Genomic DNA, 24,082 nt, shown 5'->3' on the forward strand with positions numbered 1-24,082 from the left:
CTCAGTCGAAAGGCGGAACTCGCAGCGCGCTGCTGCCGGTGCTGGCGAGGTTTATCAGGGGCGGGCGCATTCCCAGGGGTACGGCGGCAACGGCAGACTCGGCCCACGATGCTGAAAAAGCCTTGTGATGACGTGCCGGAAAATCAGTTGACTTGAGCTGACACAAATAAGCAAACCCAAAGCGCGTCAGGTTCGACAACCAGACGATAGATCGATCACGAAAGAGGAGCATTGATGAGAGCATTTGTCCGGGCAGTAAGCGCACTTGCTGCCGTCGCAGTTGTCGGCCTGACGTCGGCGAGCGTGGTTGCAGCCACGCAGGTTGCGTCAACACTACCCGGTGACGGCAAGACGATCCGCTACGCGCAGGGTGACAGCCTCGGCGGCAACTATGTCGCGGCGCAGATCGCGATGAAAGCGATGAAGGCGCTTGGCTACGACGTGAAATTGAGCACGATGAACACCACGTTGTTCTTCCAGGCTGCGGCCCAGGGCGACGAGGATATCGCAACCGATGTGAATTTCCCCCAGCGCGAACCAGGTTTTCGAACCGTTGAGAAACAGGCGGAAATAGTCGGCAGCGGCATGATTGTAGGCGGTGGCATCAACGGCTATGTCATCGACAAGAAGACTGCGCTTGCGTACAACATCACCAGTCTGGAGCAACTGAAGGATCCCAAGATAGCGGGGCTTTTCGGCAGCGACGGGCGTGCGGAACTGATCAGTTGCGACCCAGGTTGGAGTTGCGGCGACGTGGTGGATTACCAGCTGGATAAATTCGGCCTCAAGCAAACGGTCCATGCCGTGCGCGGCAAATACGAGGCATTGATGGTAGATGCGGTGACGCGCGTGAAGACTGGCAAACCGGCGTTGTTCTACGCATGGAGTCCGTCGTGGTCCATGAACGCGCTGGTTCCGGGAAAGGACGTGGTGTGGCTGCCTACGCCCGCGGATGCTCTGCCGCGCAACGTGCCTAACAAGGGCACGGCTCTCGTGAAAGGCGTGGAAGGCTGTGCTGGCGGCGCTGACCCGTGCCGCATGGCGATGTCGTCGTGGAATTTCAACTCCGTGGCGAACAAGGAGTTCATCGCCGCGAATCCCGCAATCAAGTTGCTGATCGAACAGATCAAATTTTCTGTCGCAACGTGGTCGCAGTGGGAATATGCGATTAGCAAGAACGGTGGTTCGTCCACGCAGATCACCAAGCTCGCCGACGATTGGCTTGCAAGCAACAAGCCGCAGTTTGAACAATGGGTGGCAACGGCAAGCAAGGCGCATTAGCGCGGTAGTTTCGATGCTATCGGGCGCGTCGTTCAGGCTACCCCGCGCAGATGGCGGAGCCCGATCGCGACTGTCTGCCGAGCCGGCGAACAGTCGGCAGGAGCCACGATCATGCTGCGACAGGGTGGATTCGAGCGGATTGCCAACCTTGCCGGCGGTATGCCCCGCTGGCGTGCAGACGGCCGTGTAGTCGAAAACGGCCGCATGTAATCGCTCGAAGGTCCACATGCGGCAACCGTACGAGCGACTGCGTCGTAGCCTTTAATCGTACGAAAAGACGCTGCCGAATTTGTCCATGCGTTCGAGCGCCATGCCCGAGCCGCGCACGACGCACGTCAGCGGGGCTTCAGCCACGAGCACCGGCAGGCCGGTTTCCTCGGCAAGCAGGCGGTCGAGATCTCGCAGTAATGCACCGCCGCCCGCGAGCATGATGCCGCGCTCGGCGATGTCGGCACCCAATTCAGGAGGCGTGTTTTCGAGTGCGATTTTCACCGCCGAAATGATCTGGTTCAGTGGATCGGAGAGCGCTTCGAGGATCTCATTGCTGGATACCGTGAAGCTACGCGGTATGCCTTCGGACATGTTGCGGCCCCTCACGTCCATTTCCCTGACTTCGGAGCCGGGGAAAGCGGAGCCTATCTCTTTCTTGATGGCTTCAGCGGTCTGCTCACCGATCAACATGCCGTAGTTACGACGAATATAGTTGACGATTGCATCGTCGAACTTGTCGCCGCCGACGCGCACGGAACCCTTGTACACGATGCCGCCGAGTGAAATGACACCTACCTCGGTCGTGCCGCCGCCGATGTCGACCACCATCGAGCCGGTTGCTTCAGACACGGGCAGACCGGCGCCGGTTGCGGCTGCCATGGGTTCTTCGATCAGGTAGACCTGCGACGCGCCGGCGCTATGCGCGGCTTCCTTGATCGCACGTCGTTCGACCTGAGTAGACCCGCAAGGCACGCAGACAACAATCCGCGGCGATGGCGCCAGCATGCGCGGTTCGTGCGCCATGCGGATAAAGTGCTTGATCATTTGCTCGGTAATGCTGAAGTCGGCAATTACACCGTCCTTCATCGGGCGGATGGCTTCAATGTTGCCCGGCACTTTGCCGAGCATCTGCTTGGCTTCCTTGCCCACCGCCAGAATCGTTTTTTTGCCATTCGGGCCGCCTTCCTGACGAATCGACACGACCGAGGGTTCGTCGAGGACGATACCCTTGCCACGCATATAGATCAGCGTATTTGAGGTGCCGAGATCAATCGCCAGGTCGTTGGAAAAATAACTGCGCAGAAAACCGAACATTCAAAATCCTGTGTTGCTTGACGGCAAGCGCTTGGCCCCGTCACGTGCGACCAAGCTGCGGTCGAGAATGGGGAAGAGTAACAGCTTCGGGGAAACGGAGCCGTAGCGCCGCCACGCGCAGTGCTCTCAGCGAGGACCTGCATGCCTGGAGATGACGGGCCGGACCCCGCCGACTCCGGTCAGGGCTTCGCGTTCTCCTGTTTGGATCCCGTCGTTCCCGTGACCGCGGCAAGGCGGCTTTGCGCCGCGATGAGCTGGTCATCCGTAGTCGCCACCAGCCACAGACGCGCGTGCTCCGCGATTCGGCGGTTGTGGTCTTTCAATGGGCCCATCGCCGAAGCCGCCTTCCATACAACCGGCCCGATTTTGCTTTTCCTGCCCGACACCGCGCCGACCAGCAGGCAGTAGGGTCCCAGTGGAAGCGACACAAACGGAAGTCCCGGACTGACCGCCACGCGCCAGTCGATGAAGGGCGCCTCGCTGATCAGCAGCGGCGTGGGCAAGCCGTAAAGCACACTGAAATCGTATAGCGCCAGTTGCTCGCGCATGCCGGTATAAATACGCCGGATGTCTTCTACAACGGCTGCGCGGATCTCGTCGTCGAACATGGCCTCCTGCGCATAGCGGGCCAATGCCTCGCGGGCCTCCCGTTGATAAGCACTGAACAGGCCGAGTTCCACGCAATCCTGCACGGCGCGCTGAACCTCCGCGACAGAGCCGGCTTCCTCGGGCGTGCCTAATTGCGCAGCCCGCAGAAACCGGGCAAGTCCCGCGTCCTGGATTGCAGGACCTTCTGCAGAACCATCGTCTTGAGCGTCCTTGTCGAGCGGCACGTAGATATACTTCTCGGCCGCGAAATGCGATTTTTTACCTTCATCAAACTTGATTTCGCCATCGACGTAGTCCAGATAGCGAGTCCCAATTCGACCATGCTCCCAAACCCAATTCTTAAGGAGCGGACGCAGGGGATGTAGTCGGTCGTGTTCGGCCATTGAAACCTCCAGGTGCCCCAGTATAGTTCCAAGTTGTCGATCATCCTGCGGAGGGTATTGCGGTCGATGCAACCGATGGGGCGGTCGTTTCCAATCGCGTCGGCTGCAGTACTGCCGGTTCGGAGGTGAACCGCGGCATGGGCCACCATCAATCCGTTTTGCCCCTTTGCCCCTTTGCCCCTTTGCCCCTGTTGGCCCCCGTGCTTCACTTGAACCGAAGAGGCGAGGGCGCCGTCTTTCCCTCTGTCCGTAGGAAGATCCAATATCGCGCGTGAACTAGCATGTGACCTGATCTGATTGCATCCGGATGCTGAAAAATTGCAACCCTACGCTAACGAGCAGGAACGCTAATGAAGACTTTCAAGTGGGCCGTCCGCGCGTCGGTTGTTACAGCGACATTTATTTTCTCCATAGCAAACATCTCGGCATTCGCCGATACGCTCCCAGGCTCCGGAAAGACGGTGCGCTACGTGCAGGCCGACAGTCTCGGCGCGAACTATGTCGCGGACCAGATCGTCGCGCGGGCAATGAAGGCGCTCGGTTATGACATCAAGCTCAGCACGATGAACATCACGCTGTTTTTTTCGGCGGTCGCACAGGGAGACGTCGATCTGTCGACCGACGTCAATTTGCCGCAACGTGAGCCGGAGTTCCGGTCCGTCGAAAAACAGGCGGAAATCATCGGCACCGGGTTCATTGCCGGGGGCGGTGTGAACGGCTACATGATCGACAGGAAAACGGCGCTTGCCCACAACATCACGAGCATTGAACAGATGAAGGACCCGAATATCGCCAGTCTGTTCGGCGAGGACGGAAAAGCGGAACTCATTAGTTGCGACCCCGGCTGGAGTTGCGCAGACGTCGTGAACTACCAGCTGAAAAAATTCGGACTCGCGCAAAATGTTCACGTGGTGAGCGGCAAGTACGAAGCGTTAATGATGGATGCCGTAGCGCGTATCAAGTCCGGCTCGCCAGCATTTTTCTACGCCTGGAGCCCGTCGTGGGTCACGAGCGGCCTGGTTCCGGGCAGGGACGTCGTATGGCTTCCTGTGCCCGCAGATGCATTGCCGCCCAAGATGCCCAACACCGGCTCGGCCCTTGTAAAGGGAGTTGTTGGTTGTGCCGGTGGCGCTGATCCGTGCCATATGGCCATGGCATCGTGGAATGCCGGATCGGTAGCGAACAGGGTGTTCATTTCCGAAAATCCGGGCATCAAGGCGTTGATCCAGCAGATCAAGTTTTCGCCTGCGGTCTGGGCGGACTGGGAGTTGGCGATCAGCAAGGAGCACAGTTCGACCGGGTTGTTTGGCCGGCTTGCCGATCAGTGGCTGGCAGCAAATGGATCGCAGTTCACCCAGTGGGTTGCCACGGCTCGCGCCGCACATTGAGCGGCCAATTCCGTGCTGTGGGTTTTATCCGCTTGCGTGACCCTGTGAACTACGGTGAACCAACGCCTTTTCGATCAACCCCAACCAACACAATACCGAGGAAGAATCCATGACAGACGTGCTAGCTCGCATTCTCGATACAAGCGATGAAATTGTCGCCCTGCGCCATCGTATTCATGCTCATCCGGAACTTTCGCTCGAGGAGCATGAGACCAGCAATCTTGTCGCGGAACGTCTGCATGCATGGGGTTACGAGGTGCATCGAGGCCTCGCGAAAACGGGCGTGGTCGGCACGTTGAAAGTGGGGACCGGCACCGGTCGCCTCGGCTTGCGTGCAGACATGGACGCGTTGCCGATCCAGGAGTCGACAGGCCTGTCCTATGCCAGCCAGCGCAAGGGCGTGATGCACGCTTGCGGCCACGACGGTCATACCGCCATTTTGCTCGCCGCTGCGCGTTATCTGTCGGAAACACGGCATTTTTCCGGTACGTTGAACCTGATCTTTCAACCCGCCGAAGAACGGTATTGCGGCGCGAAAATCATGGTCGACGAGGGCCTGTTCGATAAATTCCCTTGCGACATGGTCTTTGGTTTGCATAACCGGCCCGGTGAGGCAGTCGGGAAGTTTGGCTTCCTGCCGGGATGCTTCATGGCGTCGTCCGATACCGTATACATCAGCATCTACGGCAAGGGAGGTCATGGCGCACGACCGCATTTGGCCGCGGATCCGATTGTCGCTGCGGCTCACGTCGTGATCGCGCTGCAAACGATCGTCTCGCGCAATACCGACCCGCTCGATACCGCGGTGATCACCGTTGGCGAGATTCACGGTGGAACCGTCTCCAATGTCATTCCGGAGGTCGTGACACTGACGCTTTCAGTTCGCGCGTTGCGGCCCGACATGCAGCGATTTTTGCACGACCGCATTATAGAAGTCGCAGAGTCGCAGGCGGCCACGTTGGGCTGTACGGCAAAGGTTGATTATCAGTGGGGATGTCCGGCGGTCGTCAACGACCCGGCTGCCACCGAGTTCGCCCGCCAGGTCGCGCACGACTGGTTAGGGGAGGAGGGGCTGATAGCCGACATGCGTCCCACGGCCGGGGCGGAGGATTTCTCGTTCATGCTGCAGGCTGTTCCCGGCAGCTACTTCATTGTGGGCAATGGAACCGGCCCCGCGCATAACAGCGGCGATTGCATGCTGCACAATCCGGGCTACGACTTCAACGATGAATGTTTGCCGATCGCCGCGACGTATTGGGTGAAACTCGCCGAGCGATTCTTGGCGGCGCGGTGATGGCTCTACGGTTCTCGACGTTAAAGGTCCAGTGAGCCGAGCGCTCGAACCCGGGTTATGGATTAATCCACCATCAAGCAAATTCGAGTCATCACGATTTTGCGATGTCATTAATCCGCGCCATCATTTAATAAGTTGAAAAAAACATTCCTTAGACTAAACTGATCGATAACTTCTATCTGCACACAATTCCCAATCCCAGAAGGGGAGCGGCTTATGGGCGATTTTGTTATCGATCACGGTGGTCCATGGTGCGCGCTATATGCGCTGTCCGACGTAGGCGAGTGCAAACACCGGGCTTGTCGCTACGCCGCCTGTTGGATAGTCATATAGCAATTCCCTCGGCTGGATTGACGTCCCGCCCTGTCCACGATTTTCACGTAGTTCTTGTCAAAGCGCATTCGGCACGCCTGTGGTCAGGTCTCCGATTGCGGTCCAGGTCGTGTCTCAGGAAAAGGGATCATCATGAAATCTACCTATAAGCTAATTAGCAATACGAATTATGTTCAACGCGTCCTGCTTGTTTTCACGCTACTCGCGGTTGCCGCATTGCAGCCCGCCGCAGCGGAAAGTCTCGTCATCAAGAATCTTGGTACGCTGCCCGGGGGAAACAGCAGTCAGGCTGTCGGGATTAATGAGCGCGGCCAAGTGGTCGGCTACTCGTTCGACGCGCGCGGGGATCAGCACGCTACGCTGTTTGAAAACGGAGTGCTGACCGACCTGCACACGCTCCCCGGTGGCGATACCGTTTCCGCCGCTTACTCGATCAACAATCGCGGCCAGGCAGCCGGTTACTCGTTCAACTCGAGCGGGTACCCACGCGCTACCCTGTTTGAAAAGGGGCAAGTGGTCGACCTGGGGACGCTTCCCGGAGGCGACAACAGTGCCGCCAACGCAATCAATGAGCGCGGCCAGGTGGTGGGCTGGTCGTTCAACGCCAGCCGGGCATCGCAAGCCTTTCTATATGAAAACGGGGTGATGACCAGCCTCGGCACGCTTCCCGGTGGCGCTTACAGCTTCGCTCTCGCTATCAATGAGCGCGGACAGGTGGTCGGCTGGTCCACTGAAAGCGACAACAATGAATACGCTTTTCTATTTGAAAAAGGGGTGATGACCAGCTTGGGTACGCTTCCCGGCGGCAACACCAGTATTGCTTACGCGATCAACAATCGCGGCCAGATAGTCGGCTCGTCGACTGTCGCAAACGGGGATCAGCACGCCTTTCTGTTTGAAAAAGGGGTAATGATCGACCTGGGTACACTCCCCGGTGGCAATAAGAGTGCGGCCTACGGGATCAACGAGCGCGGCCAGGTGGTCGGCTCGTCGAACACCGCAAGCGGGTGGCAGCAGCATGCCTTTTTGTTTGAAAAAGGGGTGATGACCGACTTGGGCACGCTCCCCGGTGACGACCAGAGTATCGCTCAGGGGATCAACAATCGCGGCCAGGTCGCGGGCTACTCCGCGCCGGATTCCTCCGTGTGGCACGCCGTCCTGTGGACACGCGAAAGATGACCGCCGATCTCTAGCTCTAGCGGTCGCCAAAAATGGTTGGATTGCGGGACCCGCCATAGCGCGTGGTTTCGCAGCGCTTTTGCGCCCTGCACCCATCGTGTCGTGCGCTAAACGCGGGCCGATGCTTCTGGCTGCGGCTTTGTACCATCGGTCGAGAAGATCATGAATGCTGCACCCGGCGCGCAAAGATGCGCCGTGTCAAATCGAATGCCACCAGATTACCGGCCACCACCAGCACGAGCCCGACCACGGCCAATGGGGTCCATTGGTAGCCTTCGAACACGGTCGATGCCGCCAGCGCCACGATCGGAAACAGCACGGTGCTGTAGGCAGCCCGTTCCGGCCCTATGCGCCCGACCAGCATCAGATACGCCGTGAAGCCGATCACCGAGCCGAACACGGCCAGATAGGCGAGCGCGCCCAGATAACGCGCGTCCGGCTCGATAGCGAAGGAAAAGCCCGTCAGCGCGCTCCCTATTGTCAATACGCTGGCGCCGATCAGCATTGCCCAGCTATTGGTGGCGAACGGGTGCAGACCCATCGATTGCATCCGGCTCGACAGCAGATTGCCGACGGAGAAGCAGAAGGTGCCGAGAAACGCGATCGCGAGGCCGAACCACACAGCGTGGTCGCCGAGATGTCCGGGCATCTGCTGAACGAACAGGCAGACAATGCCGACCAGGCCCAGCGCCGCGCCGGCAATGGCCGTGGCTTGCAAGGGGCGGCCCATGAACAGCCGTCCGTTGATCGAGTTCAAAAGCGGTGCGGTCGAAAACACGACTGCGACCAGTCCGCTCGGCACGACCTGTTCGGCGTAGTAAAAGCATAGAAAATTGACGCAAAACAGCGCCAGTCCCTGTGCGGCCAGATAGCGCCATGCGGCGCGCGGCGGCCAGATCGGACGGCGCATCAGGCGCAGCAGCGCGAACAGCAGCAGCGCGGCGATCCAGAACCGCCACGCAATCGATACCGGCGGAGGCACCGATCCGAGCTGCCATTTGATCGCAATCCAGGTGGTGCCCCAGATCAGGACGGTGACGGCATAGAGCAACATATTCATGGCGCGGCCTGCAGCATAAGAAACGGGAATCCAACTATGCTGCAGCAGGGACTGCCGCACTTGTCCAGGATTGCGCACTTCTTGGTGGCGTCGGACCGTGGCTCATAACGCCGCATATACTGACGGCTGACGGTTACCCTGTGATCAGATACATCCCGCTCGTCCCATGAACGCCAAACCGCCTGCCACTGCGATGGATTCCACCGAAACGCCGTTCGGCCTTCATTCGGTCTGTCACACGCTGCGCAGCGCCAACGCGAATCTGGAACGGTTTGCGTGGCTGGGCGATCAACTGGCCATCGCGGTGTGGACACGCGACACGGAGGAAGCCGAGACCGTCTATGACCGGCCCGGTCACCACACGCTCTCGTGTTATCTGGACGGTGGCTATCGCACTGAACGTCAGAAAATGCCGGGTCGATATGGCGCGCCAGCGCGTCTATGCGCGCTGCCGGGCGACCATGAATCGCGCTGGTGGGTCCGTGGTCACATGCATTTCATGCATCTGTACTTCCTGCCCGAACACTTCACGCAACGTGCCGTGCAGGAGCTCGATCGCGAGCCACGCGAACTGACGCTCGCGGATCGCACCTATTTCGAAGACGCTCGTATTGCGAGCCTCTGTCAAACGCTCGCCAATGAAAACTGGCAGGACCCCGACGGCCTGCTGCGTACCAACGAAACCGCGCATCAGGTGTTGAGCCTGCTGCTGCGCGCACAAGGCGTGCGCCGGACGGATACATCGATGAAGGGCGGTTTATCGGTTGCGACCCGGCGGCGCCTGCGGGAGTACATCGACACCCATCTTGGGCAAACGCTCACACTCGGCGAACTGGCCGGCGTTGCCGCGCTATCGGAGTTTCACCTCGCACGGATGTTCCGCACGTCGTTCGGACTGCCGCCCGCTGCGTGGATCGCGCAACAGCGGCTCGACCGCGCACGCAGGCTGCTGCGCACCACGGCGCTGCCGCTCGCGCAGGTCGCCGAACAATGCGGCTATGCGAACGCCAGCCATTTCAGCCACCGTTTTCGCGAAAGCGCCGGTGTCGCACCGACTGCATTCCGGCAGGCTGTTGGCGCCTGGTAGCTGACAGCGGGAGCGCATCCGACGAAGACTCTAATGGCAGTCACCCGCACTTGAAGGAAGCTTCAGTAGCGGGTGAAACGGATCGGCGTCTACGGGTTTTTACTGATCTCAATTCATGTCGATACCAGCGTCGCCGAATCGTCGTGAGGTAGGTTCAACTTCTCAACTGAAAGGCGATCACACATGACTACCGGAACCGTCCGTCTTCATCGCGTCTTGCGCGCTCCCCCCGAACGGATCTATCGAGCCTTCCTCGAACCCGATGCAATGGCGAAGTGGCTCCCTCCCTACGGGTTCACGTGTCAGGTCCACCACATGGATGCCCGTGTTGGTGGCACACACAAGATGTCCTTCCGTAACTTCAGTACCGGCCACAGCCAATCGTTCGGTGGCGAGTACGTCGAACTGGTGCCGTTCGAGAAGATCCGCTACTCGGACCGATTCGATAACCCGAACCTGCCCGGCCAGATGGACGTCACCATTTCATTGCGGCAGGTGTCCTGTGGAACCGAGCTCACCGTCGTGCAGGAAGGCATACCCGAGGTCATTCCTGTCGAGATGTGCTACCTCGGCTGGCAGGAGTCGCTGGTTCAGTTGGGCAAGCTGGTCGAGATTGAAATTCCCGACTGACTACGCCGGCATGGACGTGCACGCTGTTGTTCGCGGCTGTCCGCCGTCCGCTTTGTGCTGAGGAGCAACTGAACAGCGAAGATTCCTCATGCAGTGAGGCGTGAGCGCACTGCGGGCCTAGGGTTCGTCCTCCCAGTAATCGAGGGAGTTAGCTTTTCGCTGAATAACGCGCAGGGGTACTTCCTTCTTGCCGCGAACGATCGCCTGGTACTTCCCTGAGTCCGGGTATTCGACGACCTCGGGGTCGTGCCGTGTGCCGATCGAAAGGTATTTGAGCGACGCTTCCGATGAGTTAATGATCTGATGCGGATACTCCGGGCCCGGCGGAATGAAAATGACATCGCCGGCTTTGATTGGAATCAGTTCATCCGCAACACGAAGCGTTCCATTCCCTTCGAGGATGACGAACATTTCCTCTTGCGCATGGTGAAAGTGATACGGACATGAGCGTTTTCCCGCAGCGACAATATCAATCGATGCACCGAGGTGTTTCGCGGCGGTATCCGTTGCAAGCCGCGCGCTGAGCGTCTCGTATAGAGGCAAACGAACTTCGGCGGTTTTCTCAACGTCGTTAAAATTTCGTACGAGCTTTTTAGCAAGTTCATCGGCCTTGGCGCTCATGCACTCTCCTTATCGACGATGATCGTATTAGTTCGGATACCAAATCAAGCGTTATTGTTGGGCTGGTGCTGTGTCAAGACGCTGCTGTGCTGTCCGGCAATGCATCTGGCGTGTCGTTCATGATTTTCGATCCTGTTTTTTTGCCTTCGCCTGACGCTGATTACGCTGCCGTCCACTCGGTGAGCTTGGCCACGGTATTCATGTTGCGAGCGGTCCCCGTTCCGGCGGCCGGGATTTTCAGTTTTGAACGCGCTATTCCGTCCTCGTAGTGCACGTAAATCTCACGCGTCCCGAGTGCTATTTCTTCGGTTTGCTGGCCGGTTACACTATCCAGCGCATCAGCGGGAGGCGGTGCATCGAGAAATATTGCGACGGTTTGATTCTGCGCCGCTGAACCGAAGGGATTGTTGGCAAGAACCGCCGCCAACTCAGCGCCTGTCCGGATCAGAGCCCCTACCGGTTTTCCCGCATAGGTCTCAAGGCAACGCTCCAGTTTCGCTTTCACGGCTGCTTCCGAAAGCTTGCTTTCGAACACAACATTGCCGCTGGCGATATACGTGCGCACGTTGGAAAAACCGACGGAGACGCACATCGCGCGAAGTTCGGACATGGGGAGCTTGCCGGTGCCGCCAACATTCACGGCCTGCAAGAGAGCGGCGTAAGTAGTCATCCGGGTATTCTATTGCGATTTTTGTCTGCATGGCTACTTGCCATCGGTCGATTAAACCGGATCTCGCGTAGCGGCGTTGGTCGACTTCTCCCGCTCACGATGCCGTTTGCCGTTCGCCAGACGTGCCCACACGGATGCAAAACAGGCCCGCAGCGGCCAGTGCTGCCGCAGCCGTCACCAACGACCCTGAGAACGAATGGTGCGGTGCGTACATCGCATTGGCGACAAGCGGTCCCACGATCTGTCCGATGCCAAAGCATGCGGTCATCACGGCGAGAATGCTGACGCGCATCGTGTGTGCGACCCGACGGGCTGCGAGCATCGCAATAGTCGTGGTGCCCATGAATGTACCGCCTACGATCAATGCGCTGCCGAGGTACCCGGCAGGGTTCGGCGCCACCACTGGCAAGATCACGCCGATCGCTTGCAGTGCGAGGTTCAGGAACAACGCGCGTCGTGTACCAAGGCGCATATGGAGTGCGTGCCAGATGAAGCACGACGGAGCCGCGCCCAGGCCAAAGAGCGCCCAGACCTGGATGGGATCGATTGAACCAATTGCGTTCCTGACGAAGAAGGGCAGATAGGTCGCGGTGATGATGTAGCCGAAGCCCGCCAGTCCGTAGAGCGCGATCAGCCGTCCTGCACCGAGCGCAGGGAAGGACTCGTGTCCGTGCAAGGTTGCACGCTGACCGGGGGAGTCAACCAGGCGTGCATCGAGAGCGAGACTCGGCAGCGCAATTGCACCGAGGATCAACGCGCCTGCTGCCAAGACCCACCAGAGCCCGGCACTATGCAAGTCGAACGCACGTCCCGCGATCAGCATCTCCGACGACAGCACAATGCCCAAGCCCACCCCCGCATACAGCATGGGCGCGCCGCTCGTGTGGCCACGATGTTGCAGCAGCCAGAGCGAAGCCGCCACCATGGTGACCGCGCTGACGGCGCCTGTGATGCCACGCATGGCAATAATCAGCCACGGCGCATTCAATGCGGCGGTCACCCCGAGACATACCACGATGCCCGCGAGCGCCAGCATGCACAGCCTGCGCGAGTGTCGCGGATGCACGGCGGCAGTCAGCAGAGCCCCAGCCAGATAACCCGCATAGTTGGCCGAAGCGGCGAGCGTGCCCTGGTGCACGGTCAGCACGGCATCACTGACCATGACCGGGTAGATGCCGGTGAACGCAAAGCGTCCGAACCCCATTCCCACCGCCATGACAAGAGCGGCGATCAGTGCCGCGGTGCCTTGACGTGCTGTCAACGAAGCGTGCCGAATCGTGCTCATGATGATCTCCTCTTTGCTGCGAGTTGCTTCGACACGAATGGCGTGAGCGCTTCGCGCAGCGCGTTGAATGCCGCCGTCTCGTATCCGTTTCGATGGATGAGCCACGTATCCACCTTTGCCACGACATGAATGCGGAACGCCGGTGGTTCGCGCAACAGATCAAGCACGCTGCGCGGCACGAGGGATACGCAGCCGCCCGCCGCAACACACGCAAGCATGCTGTGGTACGACCCGACCTCCTGGATGTCGAGTAGTGAGCTATCCTGACCGAACCATTCCTCGGCAAGCACGCGATAACTGCAGCCCTGTGCGAACGCGGCAAGCGAACGCACGGCGATATCCGCACCCTTGCGGACGGCGGCGTGTCCGGGCGGCAGCACGAGCAGGATTTCCTCGCGAAAGACCGGCTCGCCGTGGAGCCCGGCTGCTTCAAGATCCACCACCGACGCCATCTCGCCGCATGGCGGCAACGCCGCAAACGCGCAATCGAGCAGGCCGCTGCGAACCTGTTCGATCAATTGTCGCGAGGGGGCTGTCGAAATCCTGAGCTGGACGTCGGGGTACTGCACGTGAAGGGCTGAAAGCGGTCCCGGAAGACGAGCCGCGGCCGTGCTTTCCATGCTGCCAATTCTCAGCGTGCCCGAGGGCGCTTGCGGGCTCAGCGCTTGTCGCGCTTCGTCAGCCAGCGCGAGCATGCGGTTGGCGTAACCGAGAAAACGGTCGCCTTCCGTGCTTAACGTAAGACGATTACCGTCGCGCCGAAACAGTGCCACGCCCAGTTCCTCCTCGAGCTGCTGGATGCGCGTGGTCACGTTCGACTGCACGCGGCCGAGCCGCTTGGCCGCCCGGGTCACGCTGAGTTCGGCAGCGACGACGCGAAAAATCTCTAGACTGGTGTGGTCCATAAAAATCTCAATTAGAGAACGATGTAAACATCATATTCCCAAATTGAGATAATATGCAAGCAGTCTACTTCTTTGGCGATGGTGACCCGGATCGACGCCCATGCGCCCGGCCATCGCTCAACGCCTGATAGAACGATTCGAGGCTTTCATGACTCCGCAAGCAAGCAGTTCCCTGATGCCGCCGGACGGCCCTGTGCAAAGGCTGAGCTATGCCGAACGCAACGCGCCGTACTGGCGGCGCAACCTTTTTGTCTGCGTATTCGGGTCGTTTACAACGCTGCTCAGTCTCAGCATGTTGCTGCCGTTTCTGCCTCTGTATGTGCAGCAGTTGGGCGTGAGTTCTCCGGCGGCGGTCGTGCAGTGGTCGGGCGTCGCATTCGGTGCAACGTTCTTCGGCACCGCGATTACCGCGCCACTTTGGGGACGCCTCGCGGACCGTTATGGCCGCAAGCCCATGCTGATCCGTGCGGCGGTCGGCATGGCCATCGTGATGTCGTTGATCGGGCTCGCGCATAACCTGACCGAGCTGGTCGTACTGCGGCTGATCGCGGGGTTGATCGGCGGTTATGCGTCCGCGTCGATCGTCATGGTCGGCACGCAGGCGCCACGCGAGCGTGCAGGGTGGGCGTTAGGCGTGCTGTCGACGGGTGCGCTCGCGGGCAATCTCGTGGGACCGCTGGTCGGCGGTTTCCTGCCAACATACGTCGGTATCCGCGGCACATTCTTCGTAGGCGGCGCGATCATCGCCGTGGCTGCGCTGCTGACAATTCTGGTTGTGCGTGAAGACTTTGATCGCGCGACCGATGTGAAAAAGCGGAGTGATGCCGGCGCGGCTTTGCCTCCCACAATCAATCGCACGGTGATCGTCGCGCTGCTGGTGACGGCAATGATGGTGCTGCTCGCCAACATGTCGATCGAGCCGATCATCACCGTTTATATCGGGCAACTCGGCGTGCCGGGAGACCATGTCGCGCGCATGGCCGGGATCGTGATGGCGGCGTCGGCATTCGGCAGCATGTTGACAGCTGCACGTTTTGGCGCGCTAGCAGATCGCATCGGCAGCGCGAAGGTCATCATCGGGTGTCTGGTGGCGACAAGCGTGGTACTGGTGCCGCAGGCGTTTGTTCATCAATGGTGGCAGTTGGCCATTCTTCGCGGTTTGATGGGCATGACGCTCGCGGGGCTGCTTCCATCGATTGCGAAGGAGATCCGGCACGCGGTCTCAGACCACAATTCCGGCAAGACACTGGGCTATCTGCAGTCGGCGCAGTTCAGCGGGCAGGTGATAGGCCCGTTGATCGGCGGGCAAATCGGCGCGCACGTCGGCTTGCGTGCGGTGTTCTTCGTGACGGCGTCCTTGTTGCTCGTCTGTGCTGGATTGAATCGATGGGCGAGGACCAGGACGTGAGGTGTGACACGGGCAAGGCGCTGCTCGCGTTCGTCGCGCTGTTCTACCTGTTGCTGCTCGCGTCGGGCCTCGTGCTGTGGTGGCCGCGCTCCGGGCGTCCGCACTGGCGTGTTGAGCTGCGGAAGGGGACATCCCGCGCGCTGTACGATCTGCATCGCGTTGGTGGCGCGACGATCGGCCCGTTATTGCGATGTCGGTGGCGACCGGCGCCTATACAAGGCGGTTTTGTCATCCGCGAGTGGCCGCTTTCACCAAAAATTCGAGTAACGTCTCATGGCCGGTTGATCGAACGACTCGCACTCGACGCCACTATTTTCCCGCCTTCGTCATTTTGGACTGACGATGGAGAAGACCACTTCCGTGCTCCCAACGTTTTTGATTGCGTTGCATCGGATCGTCAAGCTTGCTTCGCGGTTAAAAGCTTGATACCCAAACCGACGAAGACCAGGCCACTGCAACGCTTGAGCGCTTCAATCCAGCGGTTTGTACCAAGCCCGCTATGAATCCTGCGAACGCCGAACGAGTAAATGGTGTGCACCATCGCCACGATGCAAGCAACAGTCAGGTACATCACGATGAACTGCGCCGGCAGCGGCTGATCATGCACGATAAATTGCGGCATGAAAGCAGAAAGAAATATCAACGTCTTGGGATTGCTTCCCGAAACCATTAACGCTTCCCGAAAAATTTTCCGCTTGTCGAGAGAGTGCGCGGGCAGGGCGTTGTCGGATGCTGCTGCCTTGGGCTTCCGGCTTCTCAATTGCTTCACACCCAGGAGCATAAGATAAGCCGCTCCCAAGACCTTCATGGCGAGAAACAACGGCGGCATGGCTGCGAGGACCGCGCCCACCCCCAATGCCACAAGCATCACCACGACTAACTGAGCCAACAGATTCCCGGCGATGGTCGCAGCCGTGCCACGGCTGCCGAATCGCACGGTATTGCGAATGACGAGCAGGACGTTGGGTCCGGGAGAAATCGTGGTGATCAGATACGCTGTCGCGAAGAGAAACCAAGTGTGAAAGGACATTCGCAAGCTCGCTGGATCGTGTCAGATTGGGGACAACCGTAGACGAATGATGCCATCGATTAAAAGGTGGCATCAAGGGCGAACGGGACTTGAAAGGGGCATTGAACCGATGTGCGAGAACGCCACGCTCGAGACGCCGAGCACACTGAGCTTATTTCTCAATGCTTTCCCGCGTGATCATCGATTCGGACTGCAGCCAATCGCGAAACGCTGACAGACGCGGCAGTACCGCGCACTCAGGCCGATAGACCACGTAATACGCAAGCTGCGACGGACACGATGTGCGGCTGAATAGCCGCACGAGGCGTCCGGCCGCCAGGTCGTCGTGCACCATGACACTCCGTCCAAGGGCAATGCCGTGTCCGTCAATTGCAGCTTGCACTACGGCCGCTGAGTTATTAATGCGAAGTCCGCGATTCGACGCGACGTCATTAATACCCGCCGTATCGAGCCAGGTGCGCCAGGTTGGGAAACCGGAGCTGCTTTCCATTGAAAGGTCGTGGATCAGCGTGCGTCCCTTGAGTCCGGACAGCGTCCGAAGTCCACCATTCTTTCGCCGGAACTCGGGTGAGCAGACGGGATAGATTTCTTCATCAAACAGTTTCTCGGCGGTGAGCCCCGGCCACGAACCCGCCCCATATCGAACGCCAACATCTATACCGTGAGCCGTGAAATCTAGCAACTTGAGGCTTGTGTCAAGGCGCAGGTCGGTCTCTGGATGAGCCTGCTGGAAGCGATCGATCCGCGGAAGTAGCCACTTTGCGGCGAACGCGGGGCTCGTTGTCACGGTCAGCACACCGTTCGTCGACGCTTCCTGCAGGCGTGCTAGCCCGAGGGTCAGCCGGTCAAAGCCGGCGCGGATATCCGGTAGTGCGCGTTGCGCGATATCGGTCGGGACGAGCCGGATAACGCCGCTGGCGCTGCGGTGAAAGAGGGGAACCCCCAGCCACTCTTCGAGACCACGGACCAGTTGCCCCACAGCGGCCGACGTGACGTGCAGCTCCGTTGCCGCAGCCGAGAAGCTCTGATGCCGCGCGCTCGCTTCGAATGCCCGAAGCGCGTTCAGGTGAACAGGATATTTCATAGGGAACAAAGATTTTCTTTAACGTACGGAAAGATTAACTGATTTGTCGGGACGACGCGACGTTCCTACACTGGCTCTATGTGTTGAAGGGGTTCTAATTGCTGCAAAGGAATGCCTGAAACGCCCGGCGCGAGCAAATTCGCGGAAAGAATCATTGAAAAAACAGGTGACGGTTATGAATAGTTTTTATTTAAAGGTCGCCATTGTGACCGGTGGTGGTTCGGGCATTGGTAAAGAAGTGGCGAAGCGGCTTGTTGCTGAGGGCGCATCGGTCGTCATTGGCGGGCGTGACACGTTAAAGCTTGAGCAGGCAGCGAAGGACATCGACCCGAGCGGCGCGAAGGTGCGTTACCACGCCGGAGACATCGCTCTGCCTGCAACGGCTGCCGCGTTGGTCGATCTGGCGACGCAGGCGTTCGGTGGTGTCGATATCCTGATCAATAACGCAGGCGTGTTTCGCCCCAAGGCGTTTCTGGAAGTCGATGAGAAGGAGTACGACTGGTTCATCGACACCATCCTGAAGGGCAAATTCTTCATGGCCCAGGCTGCGGCGCGTGCGATGAAGCTGCGGGGTGGCGGCGCGATTGTGCAGACAGGCTCGCTATGGGCACTTCAGGCGATTGGCGCGACGCCGTCAGCCGCATACTCCGCTGCGAACGCGGGCGTGCATGCGCTGACCCGCAATCTCGCGATCGAACTCGCCCCGTTGAATATCCGGATCAATACGGTTGCGCCTGCGGTGGTTGAAACGCCGGTCTACAACACGTTCATGACCGACGACCAAGTGAAGGAAACGCTGCCGTCGTTCAACGCTTTTCATCCGCTCGGCCGCAACGGTCAGCCTGCCGATGTTGCGTCGGCCATGCTCTTTCTTGCATCCGCCGAGGCCTCGTGGATTACCGGCACGGTGCTGCCAGTCGATGGCGGCGTGACGGCTGGCCGAATCTGAGGGGAGAGGCGAAGATCATGAAGGATTGGGATGGTTTGCCCATTTCCATTTTGTCCGCTTAATCGGTTATCGCTTGCGCCGGTGAACGGCACGAGCGAAAACCAATTCCCTACCGCGCTGCCAGCATGAAACTGCGGACCTTGTTTTCATCGACGGGATTCCACCACACGCCCCCGACCTTCAAAGAACTCGCCACAATCACACCGTCAACTACCGACAGGATCTCCGCGATGTTTCGCTCCGTGCAACCGCTGCCAACGAGCAGCGGCAATGTCGTCGCATTCCTGATTTGCCGCAGATAGTCGGTACTGGCAGCATCGCCGGTGCGTTGGCCCGTTGCGATGATCGCGTCGGCATCGAAGAACTCCACGTCGCGCACAAGCTCTTCGAGCGAACGATCCGACACGATCGCATGCGCACCGTGCTTGACGTGGGCATCGGCGAAAACGCGGATACCGTCGGCGCGCAGTTTTGCCCGATAGCGCAACGCGATCGCCGCTGCGCCTTCTATCAGTCCCTCATTCGCGACATACGCATTCGCCCACTGATTCACTCGCACGAACGCCGCGCCGCTTGCGGCCGCGATCGCAAGCGCGGGAAGCGCCGCGTTCGCAAGCACGTTAATACCGATTGGCAAACCGGTTTCCCTGGCAATTCGATCGGCGGCAACCGACATGAATGCTGAGGTCTCCGGACCAATATCGTCCGGCTTCGAAAACGGTACGTCGCCGTGATTCTCGACGATCAGTCCATCGACACCGCCTTTCGCGTAGGCCACTGCATCGGCGAGTGCGGCGCTGTAAATAGCCTCGCTCGAAGCCCCTTGATAACGCGGCGAACCCGGAAACGCCGGGCAGTGGATCACACCGATCACAACGCCACGCGGGCGTCCAAAAATCTGCTCGACGCAATCGGTGCGTCCGCGCCCCACGCCAGATGAAGTTTCCATATCGATTGAATTCAGGTTAGAGAGTTGAATAGCCCGCGCAACTCGGCGCGGCTCGGAAAGGCGGCCTGCGTACCGCTTCTTGCGACGGCAAACGCGGCGGCGGTTTGCGCCCGCTGCAAGGAAACCGTCATGGGGAGATGCTGCGCAAGCGCCGCGAGGAGAGACCCGCAGAACGCGTCGCCGGCACCCACGGTGTCAATGGCATTAGCTCGCGTTGCCGGTATCAGCGCTGTGCGACCCGGGCGGCACCAGAGGACGCCCTCGGAACCCAGCGTGACGATGACCTCGCCTGCGCCCGATTCCCCCAGCGAACGCGCGGCGTCTTCGGGGTTTTCGAGCTGGGTCAGCGCAGCGGCCTCCACGCGATTGACCACGAGAATGTCGACGTGGTTCAGCAACGGGCGGCAATCGAAACAAACTGGTCCGGGATTGAACAGGGTATGGCGCTCGCCGGCGTGCGCATGCCGTAAGAGCTCGGCTGTGATGGCTTCGCTCAGATTGCCTTGCAGGGCAATCCAGTCGCCGCTGCGGGTTGCATCGAGTACCGCGCCGGGCGACGGCACATAGCGAGCCGCTGCGTCGTTGCGCGTCACGATCGTATTCTCGCCTCGCTGGTCGACCGTAACAATTGACATATCCGTCATGCACGGCAAGCGGGCGATATGACGGGTATCGATACCTTCTTCCACGAGCCTGGCCAAAAACCGGTCACCTTCGGCGTCGTGGCCGAGCGCAGCAAACAACTGCACCTGGGCGCCCGCGCGTTGCGCCATCACCGCCTGATTCGCGCCCTTGCCGCCGAAGTCGTGCAGCGTATTGACAGCGAGCGAAGTCTCACCGGCAAGCGGCAAGTGATCGACCCGAAACACCAGGTCGATCGCTGCATTGCCGATAACGCAAACGCCCGCTTCATTCATCGGAGGTCAACCAGTCAAGACAGTTGGTCCATAACCGCGCGTTGCCTTCCCAGGCGGAGAACTCCGGCGGCAGCCAGTGACTCGACATATCGCTGGTCCACGCGAGCGTGCGTCCGCGGCCGTGCGTACCCGCGACTAATAGCGGATGGCCAGTCTCGGGAACCGTCGCGATCAGTGTTGCACCCGCTTTCAACTGCACTTCGTTATAGCCCAGCAAGTGAGGCCAGGGCGTTCCAAGCCCTTCGACAATTGGGTGCGAAGCGACCACGTTCGCGACGAACCCTTCCGGCACTTCAACACGATCGTCGTAAGGCAGACAGGTGACCGGCAACACGTCCTCGACCGGTGTATTGCGAAACCGCGCACTGCCGTTGATGCCCTGAAAGCTCAGGTAACCGCCGATCATCATCAGCCCACGTCCGGCCTCGACGTACTCCCGCAACAGCTTGAGACGGTTCGGCGTGCGCTGGCTCTTGACCCACGTGTCAGGATGCAGCAACAACGTATTCGCGCCGATGTCCGAGAGAATGATCGCGTCATAAGCGAGCAATCCGTCAAGCGTGGAGGGGAAGGCTTCCTGCGCTTCGTGGCTCGGCATATGCGTGATCGCATAGGTGCTGTCCTTGAAGATATCCAGGAAGATCGTCGCGCCGTTTTGATAGGTCACGGTTGGAAACTGGTCGAAGCCCTTGATGTGCGTCGACATGCTCGTCCAGCTCTCTCCGGCGAGCAAAACAGATTTGGTCATGCATGTGCTCCTTAAGCGCGCGGCGGGCCGTGTCGGCGGCACGCAGCGCAAGGTGGAACCGGTTCACATCGTCTGGTGCGAACACCCGTCATTTGCCCGAGAAAACTCGCGCCGGGTTCGCAATCATCATTGTTTCAATCTGCTCGTTCGTCACGCCATGACGCCGCAGACGAGGCACGAAATACTTGAGGATGTAGCCGTAACCGTGGCCGCCAAAACGCGTCAGCATGATCTTCATGAACACGTCCTGCGACATGAGGATCCTGTCAATAAATCCGGCGTCGATCAGCGCCTTGATCGCGCGGGCGTTCTCTTCATCAGACGGTGATTGTGCGTTTTCGTCGGCGTAGAAATACTCCATGCCGATCATGTCGTACTCGAGCCAGGCGCCGCGTCTGGCGAGCGAGTGCTGGTACTCCACATCCATGTGGCTCGGGTTCATGTGACACAGCACCGTGTGATTCAGGTCGGCGCCTTCTTCCGCCACAATGTCGAGCACGCGATGCCCGTGCCGTACCCAGCCGGGCAGATGCACTGAAAGTGGCACATGCGTCGCCGCACTTGCGCGCGCGGCCGCGCGCAGCGACTTTTCCTCGTTGGCCGTGAAAGCTGCCGAGACGCCTATCTCGCCGATCATTCCGGCGACCACGTCGGGTTTTTCAGCCGCGCCGCCAACGTCGGCAATCAGTTGAGCCGCCAGTTCGTCGATCGACTTGTGTTTCACGTAATCCGGATGCGACGGTTCGAGATAAAACCCCGTCGACATCACAATGTTCAAGCCGGTACGCCGTGAGATCCGTTGCAGCGCGGCAGGGTCTCGTCCAATGCCGAGATTGGTCGGATCGACCACCGTATTACCGCCCAGTTCGCGAAAGCGCATCAGTTCTTCAACGGCTACGTCGGCATCGAACAACTGGCAGTTATCGCGGTTCATCAGCGGATTCATCCGCAGCGCACCCAGAATGCCGATATGAACCTTTTGCTCGCCGATAAACCGGTCGCTGCAGCAACTGGGTGGCACCCATTTTCCGGATGCATCCAGCAGGACATGCTCGTGCATCAGCGTTACGCCCATCTGCGCGACGGGGAGCGGTCCGAGGACGGTCATCACGTGGCCGCTTCCTACGCCTATTGGCAGCGGTGAGTCGCGGCGAAAGATCGAACTCATCGCTTAGCCTTTCTTGCGCCGTTGCGGCGAGAAGATGCGCGTATTGAGCCATATCGCAAGCAGCATGATCGCGCCCTGGATGATCTGCGTATAAAACGGTGAAACGTTGATCAGGATCAGCCCGTTGCCGAGCACGGCGATAGTCAGCGCACCCAGCACGGTGCCGAGAATGGTTCCTCTGCCACCGAACAGATCAGTACTGCCGAGAACGACCGCAGCGATCACGGCGAGTTCAAACCCCACCCCTTGATTCGACGACCCGCTGCCGAGCCGCGCCGTCGTGATAAGTCCGGCGAGACCCGCTGCCGCGCCGCTGAGGATATAGACCTTCAGCGTGACGGCGCGAACGCTGACACCCGCGCGCCGCACGCCTTCCGAGTTGGTACCAATGCCCGTCACATAGCGCCCGAACCGCGTATGCCGGAGCGTGACCCATCCGGCGAGCAGCGTGAAGATCGCGATGACCGCGGGCGTTGGCACGCCGAGCAAACGGCCGCGACCCAGCTCGACGAACCATCCGTCATTTTCGATCGGCACAGAAAAACCCTGCGTGATCAGCAACGCGATACCGCGCACGACCGACAATGTCCCCAAGGTCACGATGAACGCCGGCATTCCTGCAAACGCGATGAAGTAGCCGTTGATCGCACCGATCAGGGCGCCAAGTGAGAGGCCGCCCAGCAGCACGACGATACCCGGTGCGCCGGCTCGCAACGCGATGGCCGAGACCGCACCCACGAGCGCGAGCGTAGAGCCGATCGACAGGTCGATACCGCCGGTTGTGATGACGAGCGTCATGGTCGTGGCGACGATCAGCAGCGGCGCGCTTTGACGGAGCACGTTGAGCAGATTACCGGCGGTGAGAAAAGTGTGCGTCGTGAGCGTAAAGGCGAGGGCGCAGACAATGAAGAATGCCGCGATGCTCGCTACCCCTGCATTGCGACCGAGCAAGTGTCTGAGCGGCAGGCGTGGCGCCTTGGACTTGTTGTCGTGCATGGCGAGTTCCATGTCAATTCTCCGCAAGTGCACGTGCTGAGCGCGCGCTGAACTTATGGCCCACGATCAGATCGACGATCTCCTCCAGATTCGTCTCGCCGATCTTCCGGTCCGCGACGTTCTGCCCTTCGTACATCACGCTGATACGGTCGCACACGAGAAACAGGTCCTGCAGGCGGTGGCTGATGAGGATCACGCTGACACCGCGCTCGCTGATCGTGCGCACGAGTTCCAGTACCGCTTCGACTTCGGCCACGGCCAGCGCGGCCGTGGGTTCATCCATGATCAGCACTTTCGGATCGAACGATACCGCCCGCGAAATCGCGATGGCCTGACGCTGACCGCCCGACAGGTTTTCCACGTCCAGCTTCGTGCTCGGAATACGGATGCCGAGGTTGTTCAGCATCTCGCGAGCGTCGTGATGCATCTTGCGATGATCGAGCACCGGCACACCGCAGATGCGGCGCATGGGCTCGCGGCCAAGGAACAGGTTACCGGCCACATCGACGGTATTGCACAGCGACAAATCCTGATAAACCATTTCGATGTGATGCGCGCGAGCATCGCCCGGGTCGGAGAAACTGACCCGCTGGCCGTCGATTTCAATGCTGCCGGTGTCCGGTATCACCGCACCCGACAGCACCTTCGAAACGGTCGACTTGCCCGCGCCGTTGTCGCCAACGAGCCCGAGCACTTCGCCTGGCATGACGTGCAGGTCGACGCCGCGCAGCGACTGCACGGCGCCATAACTCTTGGTGATGTTTTCCATGCGCACGCGCGGCGTTGCAGCATCGGTTTGCATA

At 59.8% G+C, this 24,082-nt stretch carries 24 protein-coding genes and 1 pseudogene; 10 read left to right on the forward strand and 15 right to left on the reverse strand.

Annotated features, from left to right (window positions below):
- Positions 1-234: 234 nt before the first annotated feature.
- Together proX (GSQ93_RS27410) and GSQ93_RS27415 are read left to right on the forward strand one after the other, a co-directional pair.
- Entirely contained in the window at positions 235-1,281 is a 1,047-nt protein-coding gene (proX, locus tag GSQ93_RS27410; RefSeq protein ID WP_158938800.1) for a glycine betaine/L-proline ABC transporter substrate-binding protein ProX, read from the forward strand.
- A 60-nt stretch (positions 1,282-1,341) separates the two neighbouring features.
- Positions 1,342-1,491, forward strand: a pseudogene (locus GSQ93_RS27415) (rhodanese-like domain-containing protein); the annotation flags it as partial.
- Between the two features lie 51 nt (positions 1,492-1,542).
- Here GSQ93_RS27415 and GSQ93_RS27420 read toward each other — a convergent pair.
- Together GSQ93_RS27420 and GSQ93_RS27425 are read right to left on the reverse strand one after the other, a co-directional pair.
- Complete coding sequence (locus tag GSQ93_RS27420) at positions 1,543-2,586, reverse strand: rod shape-determining protein (RefSeq protein WP_089164788.1); 1,044 nt, start codon at positions 2,584-2,586, stop codon at positions 1,543-1,545.
- 179 nt (positions 2,587-2,765) lie between these two features.
- The gene (locus tag GSQ93_RS27425) at positions 2,766-3,578 is read right to left on the reverse strand and encodes a hypothetical protein (protein WP_158938801.1); all 813 of its coding nucleotides are present in this window, start codon (positions 3,576-3,578) and stop codon (positions 2,766-2,768) included.
- A 350-nt stretch (positions 3,579-3,928) separates the two neighbouring features.
- Between GSQ93_RS27425 and proX (GSQ93_RS27430) the strand changes: the two genes are divergently transcribed.
- The 3 genes from proX (GSQ93_RS27430) to GSQ93_RS27440 all read left to right on the forward strand — a co-directional run bounded on the left by proX (GSQ93_RS27430) (position 3,929) and on the right by GSQ93_RS27440 (position 7,772).
- Positions 3,929-4,966, forward strand: a complete 1,038-nt coding sequence (gene proX, locus GSQ93_RS27430; protein ID WP_158938802.1) for a glycine betaine/L-proline ABC transporter substrate-binding protein ProX — start codon at positions 3,929-3,931, stop codon at positions 4,964-4,966.
- 109 nt (positions 4,967-5,075) lie between these two features.
- Positions 5,076-6,260 carry a M20 aminoacylase family protein gene (locus GSQ93_RS27435; protein ID WP_158938803.1) on the forward strand — a complete coding sequence of 395 codons (1,185 nt, stop codon included), beginning with the start codon at positions 5,076-5,078 and terminating at the stop codon, positions 6,258-6,260.
- Between the two features lie 387 nt (positions 6,261-6,647).
- Positions 6,648-7,772 (forward strand): DUF3466 family protein, encoded by a 1,125-nt coding sequence (locus tag GSQ93_RS27440; protein WP_254074088.1) that lies wholly within the window; start codon positions 6,648-6,650, stop codon positions 7,770-7,772.
- Between the two features lie 160 nt (positions 7,773-7,932).
- Here GSQ93_RS27440 and GSQ93_RS27445 read toward each other — a convergent pair whose 3' ends face one another.
- On the reverse strand, positions 7,933-8,832 hold the full coding sequence (locus GSQ93_RS27445) for a DMT family transporter (protein ID WP_158938804.1): 900 nt from the start codon (positions 8,830-8,832) through the stop codon (positions 7,933-7,935).
- Between the two features lie 166 nt (positions 8,833-8,998).
- Between GSQ93_RS27445 and GSQ93_RS27450 the strand changes: the two genes are divergently transcribed.
- On the forward strand, positions 8,999-9,919 hold the full coding sequence (locus tag GSQ93_RS27450; protein WP_158938805.1) for a helix-turn-helix domain-containing protein: 921 nt from the start codon (positions 8,999-9,001) through the stop codon (positions 9,917-9,919).
- A gap of 183 nt (positions 9,920-10,102) precedes the next feature.
- Positions 10,103-10,549, forward strand: a complete 447-nt coding sequence (locus tag GSQ93_RS27455) for an SRPBCC family protein (protein WP_158938806.1) — start codon at positions 10,103-10,105, stop codon at positions 10,547-10,549.
- 117 nt (positions 10,550-10,666) lie between these two features.
- Here the strand turns inward: GSQ93_RS27455 and GSQ93_RS27460 are convergent, their stop codons facing one another.
- From GSQ93_RS27460 to GSQ93_RS27475, 4 genes are all read right to left on the reverse strand, one after another.
- Complete coding sequence (locus GSQ93_RS27460) at positions 10,667-11,170, reverse strand: cupin domain-containing protein (protein ID WP_158938807.1); 504 nt, start codon at positions 11,168-11,170, stop codon at positions 10,667-10,669.
- Positions 11,171-11,330: 160 nt separating this feature from the next.
- Positions 11,331-11,840 carry a DUF1697 domain-containing protein gene (locus GSQ93_RS27465; protein WP_158938808.1) on the reverse strand — a complete coding sequence of 170 codons (510 nt, stop codon included), beginning with the start codon at positions 11,838-11,840 and terminating at the stop codon, positions 11,331-11,333.
- Between the two features lie 94 nt (positions 11,841-11,934).
- The gene (locus GSQ93_RS27470; protein ID WP_158938809.1) at positions 11,935-13,125 is read right to left on the reverse strand and encodes a YbfB/YjiJ family MFS transporter; all 1,191 of its coding nucleotides are present in this window, start codon (positions 13,123-13,125) and stop codon (positions 11,935-11,937) included.
- Positions 13,122-14,030 carry a LysR family transcriptional regulator gene (locus GSQ93_RS27475; RefSeq protein ID WP_158938810.1) on the reverse strand — a complete coding sequence of 303 codons (909 nt, stop codon included), beginning with the start codon at positions 14,028-14,030 and terminating at the stop codon, positions 13,122-13,124. The genes GSQ93_RS27470 and GSQ93_RS27475 overlap by 4 nt, the downstream gene beginning before the upstream one ends.
- Before the next feature lie 148 nt (positions 14,031-14,178).
- Here GSQ93_RS27475 and GSQ93_RS27480 point away from each other — a divergent pair, with 148 nt between their 5' ends.
- Positions 14,179-15,438, forward strand: a complete 1,260-nt coding sequence (locus GSQ93_RS27480; RefSeq protein ID WP_158938811.1) for an MFS transporter — start codon at positions 14,179-14,181, stop codon at positions 15,436-15,438.
- Positions 15,417-15,941 carry a PepSY domain-containing protein gene (locus GSQ93_RS27485; protein WP_254074089.1) on the forward strand — a complete coding sequence of 175 codons (525 nt, stop codon included), beginning with the start codon at positions 15,417-15,419 and terminating at the stop codon, positions 15,939-15,941. Before GSQ93_RS27480 ends, GSQ93_RS27485 begins: the two co-directional genes overlap by 22 nt.
- Here GSQ93_RS27485 and GSQ93_RS27490 read toward each other — a convergent pair.
- Positions 15,836-16,468 carry a LysE family translocator gene (locus GSQ93_RS27490; protein ID WP_158938812.1) on the reverse strand — a complete coding sequence of 211 codons (633 nt, stop codon included), beginning with the start codon at positions 16,466-16,468 and terminating at the stop codon, positions 15,836-15,838. The two genes, GSQ93_RS27485 and GSQ93_RS27490, sit on opposite strands and share 106 nt — an antisense overlap.
- Positions 16,469-16,619: 151 nt before the next feature.
- Positions 16,620-17,552, reverse strand: a complete 933-nt coding sequence (gene gcvA, locus GSQ93_RS27495; protein ID WP_158938813.1) for a transcriptional regulator GcvA — start codon at positions 17,550-17,552, stop codon at positions 16,620-16,622.
- 175 nt (positions 17,553-17,727) lie between these two features.
- Here gcvA and GSQ93_RS27500 point away from each other — a divergent pair, with 175 nt between their 5' ends.
- Positions 17,728-18,501 (forward strand): SDR family NAD(P)-dependent oxidoreductase, encoded by a 774-nt coding sequence (locus GSQ93_RS27500; RefSeq protein ID WP_158938814.1) that lies wholly within the window; start codon positions 17,728-17,730, stop codon positions 18,499-18,501.
- Positions 18,502-18,610: 109 nt separating this feature from the next.
- Here the strand turns inward: GSQ93_RS27500 and GSQ93_RS27505 are convergent, their stop codons facing one another.
- The 6 genes from GSQ93_RS27505 to GSQ93_RS27530 all read right to left on the reverse strand — a co-directional run bounded on the left by GSQ93_RS27505 (position 18,611) and on the right by GSQ93_RS27530 (position 24,081).
- Positions 18,611-19,450: a BtpA/SgcQ family protein gene (locus GSQ93_RS27505; protein ID WP_158938815.1), complete on the reverse strand. Its 840-nt coding sequence runs from the start codon at positions 19,448-19,450 to the stop codon at positions 18,611-18,613.
- A gap of 11 nt (positions 19,451-19,461) precedes the next feature.
- Positions 19,462-20,367: a ribokinase gene (locus GSQ93_RS27510; RefSeq protein ID WP_158938816.1), complete on the reverse strand. Its 906-nt coding sequence runs from the start codon at positions 20,365-20,367 to the stop codon at positions 19,462-19,464.
- Positions 20,360-21,115 carry a glutamine amidotransferase gene (locus tag GSQ93_RS27515; RefSeq protein ID WP_158938817.1) on the reverse strand — a complete coding sequence of 252 codons (756 nt, stop codon included), beginning with the start codon at positions 21,113-21,115 and terminating at the stop codon, positions 20,360-20,362. Before GSQ93_RS27515 ends, GSQ93_RS27510 begins: the two co-directional genes overlap by 8 nt.
- Before the next feature lie 88 nt (positions 21,116-21,203).
- Positions 21,204-22,283: a phosphotriesterase gene (locus tag GSQ93_RS27520; protein ID WP_158938818.1), complete on the reverse strand. Its 1,080-nt coding sequence runs from the start codon at positions 22,281-22,283 to the stop codon at positions 21,204-21,206.
- 3 nt (positions 22,284-22,286) lie between these two features.
- A complete protein-coding gene (locus tag GSQ93_RS27525) occupies positions 22,287-23,291 on the reverse strand; it encodes an ABC transporter permease (protein ID WP_158938819.1) in 1,005 nt (334 codons plus the stop codon).
- Between the two features lies 1 nt (position 23,292).
- Entirely contained in the window at positions 23,293-24,081 is a 789-nt protein-coding gene (locus tag GSQ93_RS27530; protein WP_158938820.1) for an ATP-binding cassette domain-containing protein, read from the reverse strand.
- Position 24,082: the final 1 nt, after the last annotated feature.

The sequence above is a fragment of the Burkholderia sp. S171 genome, from assembly GCF_009766085.1.
In the GTDB taxonomy this organism is placed as follows: domain Bacteria; phylum Pseudomonadota; class Gammaproteobacteria; order Burkholderiales; family Burkholderiaceae; genus Caballeronia.